Source organism: Streptomyces tremellae (assembly GCF_039540215.1).
GTDB classification, from domain to species: Bacteria; Actinomycetota; Actinomycetes; order Streptomycetales; family Streptomycetaceae; genus Streptomyces; species Streptomyces tremellae.
In genome coordinates this window covers 51,042-62,685 of record NZ_BAABEP010000041.1, presented here as the reverse complement: position 1 = coordinate 62,685, position 11,644 = coordinate 51,042, and the positions used below count along the sequence as shown (strand labels likewise).

At 74.1% G+C, this 11,644-nt stretch carries 7 protein-coding genes; 5 read left to right on the top strand and 2 right to left on the bottom strand.

What is annotated here, in order from left to right; translation table 11 throughout:
• Window positions 1–765, bottom strand: a 765-nt coding sequence (locus ABEA77_RS24025) for a TerD family protein (protein ID WP_345651313.1), incomplete at its 3' end; no start/stop codon positions are given.
• Between the two features lie 119 nt (window positions 766–884).
• Here ABEA77_RS24025 and ABEA77_RS24020 point away from each other — a divergent pair.
• Window positions 885–2,054 (top strand): DUF1266 domain-containing protein, encoded by a 1,170-nt coding sequence (locus ABEA77_RS24020; protein ID WP_345651311.1) that lies wholly within the window; start codon window positions 885–887, stop codon window positions 2,052–2,054.
• A gap of 106 nt (window positions 2,055–2,160) precedes the next feature.
• On the opposite strand, the gene ABEA77_RS24015 is transcribed toward ABEA77_RS24020, so the two are convergent.
• Window positions 2,161–4,071, bottom strand: coding sequence for an N-acetylmuramoyl-L-alanine amidase (locus tag ABEA77_RS24015; RefSeq protein WP_345651308.1), 1,911 nt, complete (start codon window positions 4,069–4,071; stop codon window positions 2,161–2,163).
• A 533-nt stretch (window positions 4,072–4,604) separates the two neighbouring features.
• On the opposite strand from ABEA77_RS24015, the gene ABEA77_RS24010 reads away from it, so the two are divergent.
• From ABEA77_RS24010 to chcA, 4 genes are all read left to right on the top strand, one after another.
• Window positions 4,605–5,729: an NAD(P)/FAD-dependent oxidoreductase gene (locus ABEA77_RS24010; protein WP_345651305.1), complete on the top strand. Its 1,125-nt coding sequence runs from the start codon at window positions 4,605–4,607 to the stop codon at window positions 5,727–5,729.
• Between the two features lie 733 nt (window positions 5,730–6,462).
• Complete coding sequence (aroA, locus tag ABEA77_RS24005) at window positions 6,463–9,456, top strand: 3-phosphoshikimate 1-carboxyvinyltransferase (RefSeq protein ID WP_345651302.1); 2,994 nt, start codon at window positions 6,463–6,465, stop codon at window positions 9,454–9,456.
• Between the two features lie 150 nt (window positions 9,457–9,606).
• Window positions 9,607–10,782, top strand: coding sequence for an acyl-CoA dehydrogenase family protein (locus tag ABEA77_RS24000; RefSeq protein ID WP_345651299.1), 1,176 nt, complete (start codon window positions 9,607–9,609; stop codon window positions 10,780–10,782).
• Window positions 10,779–11,615: a 1-cyclohexenylcarbonyl-CoA reductase gene (gene chcA / locus ABEA77_RS23995; protein WP_345651296.1), complete on the top strand. Its 837-nt coding sequence runs from the start codon at window positions 10,779–10,781 to the stop codon at window positions 11,613–11,615. Before ABEA77_RS24000 ends, chcA begins: the two co-directional genes overlap by 4 nt.
• The last annotated feature ends 29 nt before the right edge of the window (window positions 11,616–11,644 follow it).

The following is an 11,644-nucleotide window of genomic DNA, read 5'->3' as shown; positions in this document are numbered from 1 at the left end:
GGCGGCGAGCGCGGCCTCGTCGAGGACCAGCGCGGGGCGCGCGTCGTCCATGAGGTCGAGGGCGACGGGCGGCGCCTGTGCCGCGTCGCGCGCGGCGGGGGCGAGGGCCGCGTACTCCTCGGGGCCGGCGGCGGGTGGCGGCACGCGCAGGTCGGTCAGCGTCGGGACGTACGCGGGCGGGCGCCGCGGCGGGGCCGGTATGCCGCCGTCCGCGCGCTCGGGCGTACCCGCGCCGGTGCCGGCCCCTTCGCCCCCTGCACCGTCCTCGTCCTCCTCGACGTCGACGCCGAAGTCGCGGGCGAGGCCCGCGAGGCCCTCCGCGTACCCCTGGCCGAGGGCGCGGATCTTCCAGCCGGTGCCGCGCCGGTAGACCTCGGCGAGCAGCAGGACCGTCTCGGTGGCCGCGGGCGGCGGGTGGAAGGTGGCGACGGTCGGCGGGGGCTCGCCGGGGCCGAGGACGGTGAGCACCGGCGCGGGCAGGCCGCCGAGGGGGACGCCGGGTTCCGCGGGGCTCAGCGCGAGCGTGACGCGGCTCGCCCCGGGCCGCAGCTTCCGCGGGTCGATGCGGACCGTGTCCGCGGCGGCGCCGGGGGACACCTCGACGCCGGGCGCGGACGGCTGGTTGAAGAAGACGAAGTCGGCGTCGCTCTCCACCGTGCGCTCGTCGCCCGTGACCAGGGCGGACACGTCGTAGGGTCCGGTGACGCGCAGGGTGAGCGCGCCGTCCGGCAGCTGCTGGTTTCCTCCGGGTGTCAACTCGGCCATGGTCGCCCCTCGCTGTACGGCGCTCTCTGTGCGGCACACCAGGGAATACGTGCCGGGGCCGTGCACGGTTCCGCCGGGTGCGCCGTGGACGGCGTGCGCTCACTGGGTAGGGTCGGCCGGTGGACAGTACACGGGGCGCGGGGGTGCGCTCGTTCGCGCGGCCGTGGCAACCGCCGACACGGATCGAGCGGGCGCTGCGGGCCATGCTCGGGGCGGACGACCGGGACGCGTACCTGCGCCTGCTCGCTGGGTGCGACCTCTTCCTCTACGTGCCGAAGGAGCAGGCGGACGCCGGGGGTTCGGTGCGCTGGGGCACGTGCAGGGACCGCAGGGGCGCGTGGTGCGTGGCCGTGCGCACGGCGGGGGCGCGGCTGCCGCGGCGCGCGCACGCGGTGGTGCAGCGCACGTCCCTGCGGGCGCTCGCGGAGCTGTGGCCCGACGGTCGTTTCGGGCTGTGCGTCAATCCGGGGACGCCCTCGGAGCGCACCTTCCCGGCCCGCCACCGCCACCGGCGGCACTGGCTGCGGGCCGCCGAGGGGGTGGGCGGCCGACGGGCGGTCCTGCTGACGAAGTACGGCGGCCCGACGGCGGGGCTGCTCGCGCAGGCCCTCGGCTGCGGTGCGCTGCTCGCGGTGCGCGACGGCGTGCTGTGGAACGAGATCGGCGACGTGTACGACGACTACGCGCTGGACGCGCGGGTGCTGCGCGCGTCGTGGGCCACCGCGACGCCCGCGCAGTGGCGCTCCCGGATGGACGCCCTGCTCACGACGCGGAGCGGCCCCGCGGGCCCGGAGTTCGCGCTGGGCGTGCGGCGGCGGCTCGCGGGCGCCGAGGGGGAGCGCGTGCCGCTCGACGTGTGGCGCGACGCCTGCGCGGCGGTTCTCGGCGCCCGGCGCGTACCGGAGGCTTCGCTCCTCGCGGTGCAGGGGGTGATCGGCAGGATCGTGCGGTACGAGGCGAGGTTCAGGGCCGACGGGATGCTGCCGCCCGACGGGTGGGTGCGCAGCACGGCGGCGTACGACTACGGGCGGGCCGTCGCGTTCGCGCGGCGGGGTCTCGGCGCGCGGCTGTGCGGCGGGCAGGAGGCGCGGGACGCGATCCTGCGGGCGGGCGCGCTCGCCGGGGCGCGGCACACCTCCTGGGCGGACTTCTCCGCCGGGTACGCGCTGGGGCGGGTGCTCGGGGTCGGCGCTGAGGAGTTCGGGCCCGCGTACGCGGCCGTGCTGGAGCCGCACCGGGTGCTGACGGCCGACCAGGAGAGCCCGTGGCGGACGCTGCCGTGGGAGTGAGCCGGCCGCGCGCCGCCGCGGCCGGTCCCCTCCCCCGCGCGTCCGCGCCCCCGCCCCGCCCGGTGCGCGGCGGGGCGGGGCGGGGCGTGGTGCTGCTTGCTACTTGCTACTTGCTGGGTGCGGCGTGCACGGCCGCCGCGTCGAGCAGCCCGACGCGGTGGTTGTACTGGACCGTGTAGAAGGTGCGGGCGCCGGTGACGACCGTGCCGCTGGTGGCGAAGTAGTCGTCCGTGCCGGTGGGCGGCCGGGTGGCCACGTACGCCTGGCCCTTGGGGACGCTGTACTTGCCGAGGGGCGCCATGGTGGACGGTGAGAGGTCCGAGGGGTACTCGGACGTGTCGGGGTAGGCGGCGCCGTAGACGCCCGCCGCGCCGCTGCCCGAGGGGGTGACGACCAGCGCGCCGGGTGCGCGGCTGGTGTTGCGGGCGCCGGGGTTGTGGATCCAGCCCTTGCGGCCCGCGTACCAGATCGCCGTCCAGTCGCCGCTGGCGCCCGCGACCACGTACTGCTGGCCCGCGGAGACCGTGCCGCCCCAGTCGGCGATGCCCGTGGTGCCGGCGCCGTCCGTGTGCAGGTACGGGTCGGCGACGAGCGGCGCGTCGGCCTTGGGCGCGGTGCGCACGTAGAGGAAGTTGGCCGGCGCGCTGCTGTCGTGGCACTTCTCGGTGGCGCCCGACGGGTCGTCCGCGGGGCAGACGGTGGAGGTCTGGACGTTGTCGGCGAAGGACGGCGTGATGGTGACCGCGGTGCCCGCGGGGCCCACGCCGTGCTTGCCGGGGGCCGGGTGGCCGAGCAGGGCCATGAAGCGGTTCCAGTCCCAGTAGGGGCCCGGGTCCCAGTGCATGCCGGCGACGGTGCCGTCGCCCGGCGCGGGCACGTTGTCGTGGCCGATGATGTGCTCGCGGTCGAGGGGGATGTTGTACTTCGCGGCGAGGTAGGTGACGAGGTCGGCGGTCTCCTCGTACTGCGCCTGGGTGTACCAGGTGGCGCCCTGGGCGGCGAAGCCCTCGTGCTCGATGCCGATCGAGTGCATGTTGAACCAGTAGTTGCCCGCGTGGAAGGCGATGTCCTTCGTCGGGACCATCTGGGTGACGGAGCCGTCGGACGCCTTCATCACGTAGTGCGCGGAGTCGCCGCCCGCCTTCTGGAACAGGTCGACGGCGTCCTGGTAGGAGGTCTCGGTGTCGTGGATGACGATGTACCTGATGGCCATGGAGTCGTCGGGGCGGTCCGCGACCTGGCCGTTGGAGGGCGCGGCGGCGATGAACCGGCAGGCGACCGTGTCGGGGCACTCGGTCGCCTGCGCCGCCGGAGCGCCCGGCGCGGGCGGCTTCGGGTAGGCCCTGGTGAGCTGGGAGGCCGCGGGCCGCAGCGCGGGCTGCCCGGCGAGGGCGACGCGCTGGCCCCCGTCGGCGGTGCGGCCTGCGCCGCGGCGCAGCGTGCCGTACACCCGCGCGGCGAAGGCGCCGGCGGTCGCGCGGTCGGAGGCCTGGCTGTAGCGGGCGACCGCGCCGTACCACTGTGCGGGGTCCGCCGGGGTGCCGCCCGTCAGCGCCTTCTCGTACGAGGCGAGGAGCGCGGCGCCGCCGCGGATGTTGGCGCGGGTGTCGGTGCGCAGCGCGGCGGCGGGAGCGCCGGTGAGGCGGGCGGCGGCGGTCAGCGTGTGCAGGGCGGGGTCAGCGGTGAACGCCCCGAGGTCGCCGCGGCCCGCGGCGCCCGCGCCGCCTGCGCCTGCCATCGCCGGGGTGACGTCGGTGAGGTTCATCGGGCCGTAGCCGCCGCCGGTGTTGAACTGCCCCTGGTGCGCGTCCCATCGGGACTCCTGGTACGCCACCGCGAGCAGGACGGGGGCGGGCACGTGGTACTCGGCCGCGGCGGCGGCGAACTCCGCCTGGCGGGCCGCGGAGGCGGGGCCCGGCGCGGCGGCAGCGGCGGGCAGGAAGGTGAGACACCCCGCGGCGAGTACACCGCTGGTGAGGGCCGCGAGGACGGACCCTCTCGGTCTGCGCTGGTGCATGTGGAGGACCTCTCGTGCACAGTCGGACAGGGTCTCGGGCGGGTTGCGGCGCCGTGCGCGGCCGGCCGTGGCCGGGGCCTGCCGCCGTCCGCCGCCTGGCACCCTACGCCGGGACCCGGCCGCGGGCCGTCCCCCTGCGCCGCGCGGTCGCGCCCCGCCACACGGACAGCAGAGGGGCCGTCACCGCGCGGGCCGAAAGGGCCAGGTGACGCGGGGCCGGGGGCCCGGCGGGGCACCGCGTGTGGGTCGGCGAAGGGCCCCGGCCGGCCGGGGCGGCCGGCCGGGGCGGCGGGGCCCGAGACAGCGCTCGCCGATCTGCCGGGCTGAGGCCGCGGCGGACCCGTCGAACGGCTGCGCGCCGAACTGGGCACCGGGCTCGGCATGGTGGACGACCCGGCGTGGTGGACGACGCAGGCCTCGCCGCGCCCGGCACGGAAAAACCCGCCCGCGCCGGAAGATGAACCCGCCCCCTCCGGTTGCACGTTGAACAAGTAAAGCCATCAAGTACACAAGTGGAAAGAAGTGGGCTGCACATGGCCACGACCACGACCACGACCGCACGCCGGGTGGTCATCATCGGCGGCGGCTACGCGGGCGTACGCCTGGCGCGCGACCTCGACACGGACGCGGACGTCACGCTGATCGACCTCAAGGAGGCGTTCTTCCACCGGGTCGCGTCACTGCGCGCGAGCTCCGACGACACCTGGACGTACGCGCCGTTCATACCGTACGACGGGCTGTTGGCGCGGGGGCGGGTGCTGCGCGACAAGGCCGTCGGCATCAGGACGGCGGAGCGGCAGGTGCTCCTCGCCTCCGGCGGCGTCGTCCCGTACGACGTGGTGGTGCTGGCGACCGGCGCCGACTACCAGGAGCCCGCGCGGTTCACCGGCGGCACCGTGGCCGAGGCCGCCTCCGCCTTCCACGGGCACCAGCGGCGGGCGGCGGGCGCCCGCTCGATGCTGGTGATCGGCGGCGGCCCCTCCGGGGTGGAGCTCAGCGCGGAGCTGCGCCGGGCCAACCCCGACGCGACGGTCACGCTCGCGCACTCGGGGAGCCATCTGCTCTCGCGGCTCGGCACCGGGCGGATGGGGCGCAGGGCCCGCGCCTGGCTGGAGGCGCACGACGTGCGCGTGCTGCTCAACACCCTGGTCTCCTCGGCGGGCGGCACCGGCAGCAGGCTGCGCGACCAGGCGGGCAGCCCGCTCGGTGCCGACGTGGTGTTCTGGACCACCGGGACCACCCCGAACACGCTGTGGCTGCGCCTCGCGGGCCACGGCGACTGGCTCGACGCCACCGGCCACGTCCGGGTGGACACGCATCTGAGAGTGCTCGGCCAACGGGACGTGTTCGCGATCGGCGACGTCAACGACGTGTCGGAGGCGAAGCTCAGCCCGAGCGCGCTCGCGCAGGGCGAAGCCGCCGCGCACAACATCCGCAGCCGGCTGCGGGGCGTGCGGCACAGCAGCGGCGCGCGCGCCTACCGGCCCGCGCCGGTCCGGGTGTTCTCGGTGCCGTTCGGTCCCGAGGGCGGCACCACGCTGCTGCCCGTGCTCGGCAGGGACGCCCTGGTGCTCGGCAACCGCGCGACCGCCAGGGTCAAGAGCAGGACCCTGATGCTCCCGGCGGTCCAGGGTCTGCTGGGGCACTCCACCGGCTGATCCGCGGGGGCCGGCTGGGGACGGGTCCCGCGCCGCCGTACCGTCCGGGGGATGAGACGTGCCCCACCGCGGCAGTGGCGTCCGCCACATGACGCACACTCCGGGCCGGTCACGGGAACGGTCACCATGTGCGGGTCGTCTCACTCGTAAGGGGCGAGCTGCATGCATGCGCCGGGCATTGATATAAAGCTCATATGACCGAGCACTTCCAGCTGGACCACCGCCGTCGCGGCGTGGTTCCGCGCGGGCTCGTCGTCCGGACGCTCTCCCCCGTGCACCCGGTTCCGGGCCGCACGAGCGCACCTCGGCTCCTGCCACGACCGGAGGGCCCCGCCGCGTGGGCTCCACGCCATGACAGCCGTCCGATCTGTTCCACGCGTCATCGGATGCCGCGATCCGCGCGGAGTGACTGACCCCCGTGGGCGCTCCCCCAGCGCTCGCGCCACTTCGCGATACGGTCGGTCCCGTGCCCGCGTCCATGCCCGCAGGCCGGCCGTCGTTCCCCGCAAGGACCGCACCGCGGTCCGACCGGCGATGTCGCATGCCTGCCCGCCCCAGCTTCCATCACGTGACCACTGCCGTCCCACGGACGGCTCCGTCACCGAGCCACGGCCTCAGCGGCCGGGGCCGCGTCCGTGGTGTCCAGGCGCCTTCGCGCCGCGACGACGGCGCCGCCCCCGCCCAGCAGACCGCGGCCCGGTGTGCCCGCCAGGCCAGGGAGTAGCAAGCCCCCATGCACCTTCTCGTCAAAGGGATCAAGCACCCGCTCACCGGTGAGGTCCTCGTCCCCAACTCCAAGTACCACGCGCACCGCGCGCTGATCCTCGCCTCGCTCGCCGACGGCGAGAGCCGTGTGCACGGGCTCTCCGACGCCCGGCACGTCGAGTACACCGTGCAGCTGCTGCGCGGCCTCGGTGTGAAGATCACACGCGACGGTGACACCTTCGTCGTGCACGGCCTCGGCGGGCGCTACAAGCCGCGCCGGGCGGCCGTGTCCGCAGGCAGCTCAGGCACGACGCTGTACTTCATGATCGGACTCGCCTCGCTCTCCGACCGCGACGTGGCGGTCACCGGGCAGAAGTACTTCAGGCGGCGTCCGGTCGGCCCGCTGCTGCGCGCCCTCGAACAGATGGGTGTGGGCGTGGAGTCGGCGGACGACTGCCCGCCGATCCAGGTGACGGGCCGCCGGCCGGCCGGCGGCCACGTCACCATCGCGGGCACCCTCTCGCAGTGGATCTCAGGGCTCATCCTGCTCGCGCCGTTCGCCACCGGGCACACCACCATCGAGGTGCAGGGCGAGCTGAACGAGCGTACGTACCTGGAGCTGACGGTCGCGATGATGCGGCAGTTCGGCCTTGAGGTCACCGTCTCCGACGACTGGCGCAGGTTCGACATCGAGCCGAACCAGGAGGCCCACCCGGTCGAGCTGACGCTGCCGCCCGACATCGGTTCCGCCGCGTTCGGCGTCGCCGCCGCCGCGCTGCACCCGTCCGACGTGCTGCTGCGCGGTATCACCTCGCTGGAGGGCGGGCCGGCCGACCACCCCGAGTTCCACTTCCTCGACATCGCACGCGCCATGGGCGTGCCGATGGAGGTGGACGAGTCGGCGGGCGGCGTCCGCATCCAGCAGGACCGCCCGATGCTCAAGGGCGTCGACATCGACTGCCGCGACGTGCCGGACATGCTGCCGATCCTCTCCACGCTCGGCACCTTCGCGTACGGCGAGTCGGTGTTCCGCAACATCGCCCACACGCGCCTCAAGGAGTCGGACCGCGCCGCCGCGATGCTCCAGCTCAACGCCATGGGCGGCGAGCTCGAACTGACCAGCGACACGTTGCGGGTGCGCGGCGTGGGCGGTCTCGTCGGCGCCAAGCTCTCGTCGTTCAACGACCACCGCGTGCTGATGTCCCTCGCCATCGCCTCCTCGCGGGCGAGCGGCCACTCCACGCTCACCTATCCGAACGCGTACCGGATCTCGTATCCGACCTTCCTCGACGCGATGAACACCCTCGGCGTGCCGATGTCGGTGGAGGAGGGCGCGGGCGCGGTCGGCAAGGCGAAGCCGCGCCGCCTGGAGCGCGAGGTCGCCAAGCCGGAGCTCGCGGCCGGGGTCACGCTGCCCGAGTGGCTGCGGCGGCGGGCGGAGGCCAGGCCCCACGACACCGCCGTGGTGGACGTGCGCTCCGACCACGACGAGATCGTCACCTGGGGCGAGCTGGCCGAGCGCGTGGAGCGCACCGCTGCGCTGCTGCTCGACCTCGGGGTGAAGCCGGGCGAGAACGTCGCCTACCAGCTGCCCAACCGGGTCGAGTTCGTGGTGCTCTCGCTCGCCGCGCTGCGCGTCGGCGCGGTGTGCTGCCCGGTCATCCCGTTCTTCCGCGAGCGCGAGGTCGGCTTCGTCCTGCGCCGCTCCAAGGCCCGGGTCCTCGTCGTCGCCGACGAGTACCGCGCCCGCCGCCCGGCGGACGAGGTGATCGGGCTGTCCGACGAGGACCGCGCCGCGGTCGAGCACGTGCTGGTGCTGTCGGCCACGGGCGGCCCCGCCGTGCTGCCCGACGCGGGCACGACCGGCCTGACCGTACGGGACTTCGACGCGGCGCTCGCCGCCACCGAGGTGGACCGGGCGGCGCTCGACGCGGTCGTGCCCACCCCGGACATGACGGCGCAGCTGCTGTTCACCTCCGGCACCACGGGCGAGCCGAAGGGCGTCACCCAGCCCACCGGCAACCTGGTGCGCGCCGCCTCCATGGAGATCAAGCACCTCGGCCTCGGCGCGCGGGACGCGATCTGGGTGCCGTCGCCGCTCGCCCACCAGACCGGGTTCCTGTACGGCATGGTGCTCGCGACGGTGCTCGGCGTGCCGCAGATCGTGCAGTCGGACTGGGACGCGGGGCGCGCCCTCCAGTCGCTCAACCAGCACGGCGCGACCTTCGTGCAGGCGGCCACGCCGTTCCTCTCCGACCTGGTCAAGGCGGTCGAGGAGAGCGGCGAGACGCCCCGCAACCTGCGGATCTTCGTGGCCACGGGCGCCCAGGTGCCGCGCGGCCTCGCGGAGCGCGCGGGCCGGCTGCTCGGCGCCGACGTGTGCGGCGCGTTCGGCACCACGGAGACGTGCCTCGGCGCGCTCTCCGCGCCGGGCGACGAGCCGGGCGAGCGCTGGGGCTCCGACGGCCGCGCGCTCGACGGCATCGAGCTGCGCATCACCGACGACGCGGGACGGGTGCTGCCCGCGGGCGAGGAGGGCAACTTCGAGCTGCACTCCCCGACCGTGTTCAGCGGATACCTGGACAGGCCCGACCTGACGGCCGAGGTCTTCACCGAGGACGGCTGGTACCGCACGGGCGACCTGGCGACGATCGACGCCTCCGGGTTCCTGCGCATCACCGGCCGGGTCAAGGACGTCGTCAACCGCGGCGGGGAGAAGATCCCGGTCGCCGAGGTGGAGCAGCTGCTGTTCGGCCACCCCGCCGTCGAGGACGTGGCGATCGTGGCCATGCCCGACGAGCGGCTCGGCGAGCGCGCCTGCGCCTTCGTGGTGTTCAGGGACGGTGCGACCCTGGAGTTCGGGGAGATGCAGCGCTACCTCGACGAGCACCAGGTGGCCAAGCAGTACTGGCCCGAGCGCCTCGAACCGGTCGACGCGCTGCCGCGCAACCCGATCGGCAAGGTGCAGAAGTTCGAGCTGCGTGCGCAGGCCCGCGGTCTGCGTCCGCACGACGCGCTGTAGACAATGCCCTCTGGCGCCGGGAGCGCGCCGCGTGCGGCGGCCGTGGGGACACGGCCGCCGCACGGGCGGCTCCCGCGCGGGATGGGCGCGGTGCCCGGCCGACGTCCGGCCTGGCACCCTCTCGGGAATGACGGAAGGCAGATTCAGCAGATGACCGACGACCAGCGGTTCCACCAGCTCAAGGCCCAGGTGGAGGAGTGGGTGGAGGGGCCCGGCGAGCGCTGGGCCGAGCGCATCGAGGAGACCGGGGAGGTCCCCGAGGAGCTGTGGACCGAGCTGAACGAGCTCGGGTTCCTGCGCGTGGCCGCGCCCAAGGAGTACGGCGGCCAGGGCCTCGGCTTCGCGCGCTGGATGGAGCTGATGGAGATCTTCTCCCGCTCGCACGGCTCCGTACGCATGATCGTGCACGTGGTCAACGGCATCTGGCGGTCCATGGACGGCCACGCGAACGACGACCAGCGCAAGCGCTTCGTGATCCCGTCCGTCACGGGCGAGATCAAGATCGCGTTCACGCTCACCGAGCCGGGCAACGGCACCGGCGCGGACATCACCACCTCCGTGGTGCGCGAGGGCGACACGTACTACCTGTCGGGCCGCAAGCACCTGATCACGTTCGGCGTGCGGTGTGACTACTACCTGCTGGCCGCGCGCGTCGAGGGCAGCACGGGCCACGAGGGCACCGTCGCGCTGCTGGTGCCGCGCGAGGCCGCGGGTGTCACCGTCGAGGACACCTCCAACACGATGGGCGTCACCGGCACCGACCACGCGTCGCTGGTCTTCGACCGCACCCCGGTCCCGGTCGATCACCGGCTCGGCGCGGAGGGCGAGGGCCTCGAGGTCTTCCTCGGCGGCTTCCTCACCCCCTCGCGCATCTCCGTCGCGATGAGCTGCGTGGGGCTCGCCGAGCGCGCGCAGCAGCTGGCCGTCCAGTACGCGGCGGGCCGTGTGACGTTCGGCAAGTCGCTGACCCAGCGCCAGGCCATCCAGTTCATGCTCGCCGAGAACCAGGCCGACATCGAGGCCGCCAAGCAGCTGGTGCTGCACGCGGCCCGCCGCTTCGAGGAGGGCGCGGACGACGCGTCGATGCAGTCCTCGATGGCGAAGATGCACGCCGTGACGATGCTGACGAACGTCACCGACAAGGCCCTCCAGGTGCACGGCGGCCTCGGCTACTGGAAGTCGCAGAAGATCGAGCGCGTGTACCGGGACGCCCGGGCGCAGCGCTTCGAGGAGGGCACCAACGAGGTGCAGAAGGCGGTCGTCTTCCGCGAGCTGCTCCAGCGCGCGAAGGCTGCCGGTACGAGCGAGAAGGAGACCGCCCGATGAGCGGCACGCAGGACGCCAGGAAGACCGAGCGGGTCTCGCTGATCACGGGCGCCTCGCGCGGCATCGGCCGCGCCCTGGCGCTGACCCTGGCCCGTGAGGGCGGCACGATCGCCGTCAACTACAAGAAGAACGCGGACCTCGCGGAGAAGACGGTCGCCGACATCGAGGAGGCCGGGGGCCACGGCTTCGCCGTCCAGGCCGACGTCGAGACCACCGAGGGCGTGCAGGCGCTGTTCGACGAGGTGGCGCGGCGCTGCGGGCGCCTGGACCACTTCGTGTCGAACGCCGCCGCGAGCGCGTTCAAGAACATCGTGAACGTCGGCCCGCACCACCTGGACCGGTCGTACGCGATGAACCTGCGGCCCTTCGTGCTGGGCGCGCAGGAGGCCGTGAAGCTGATGGACAAGGGCGGCAGGATCGTCGCGCTGTCCTCGTACGGCTCGATCCGCGCGTACCCGACGTACGCGACGCTCGGCGCGATGAAGGCCGCGATCGAGGCGTGGGTGCGGTACATGGCGGTGGAGTTCGCGCCGTACGGCATCAACGTGAACGCGGTCAACGGCGGTCTGATCGACTCGGACTCGCTGGAGTACTTCTACAACGTCAAGGGCATGCCGGACATGCAGGGCGTGCTCGACCGCATCCCGGCGCACCGGCCCGGCACCGTGCAGGAGGTCGCCGACACGATCAACTTCCTGCTGGGCGAGGGCTCCGGCTACATCACGGGGCAGACCCTGGTGGTCGACGGCGGTCTCAGTGTGGTCGCGCCGCCGTTCTTCGCGGACGCGGGCCCCGAGCTTCAGCTGCCGCCGCGTCCCACGCGGGAATCCTGACCTCGGGGACGCACTGAATCGGAGAGGGA

Excerpts from the sequence above, each read along its gene's own strand:
- chcA (WP_345651296.1), top strand. The coding sequence starts at position 10,779 with ATGAGCGGCACGCAGGACGCCAGGAAGACCGAGCGGGTCTCGCTGATC.
- ABEA77_RS24015 (WP_345651308.1), bottom strand. The coding sequence starts at position 4,071 with ATGCACCAGCGCAGACCGAGAGGGTCCGTCCTCGCGGCCCTCACCAGC.
- ABEA77_RS24010 (WP_345651305.1), top strand. The coding sequence starts at position 4,605 with ATGGCCACGACCACGACCACGACCGCACGCCGGGTGGTCATCATCGGC.
- aroA (WP_345651302.1), top strand. The coding sequence starts at position 6,463 with ATGCACCTTCTCGTCAAAGGGATCAAGCACCCGCTCACCGGTGAGGTC.
- ABEA77_RS24000 (WP_345651299.1), top strand. The coding sequence starts at position 9,607 with ATGACCGACGACCAGCGGTTCCACCAGCTCAAGGCCCAGGTGGAGGAG.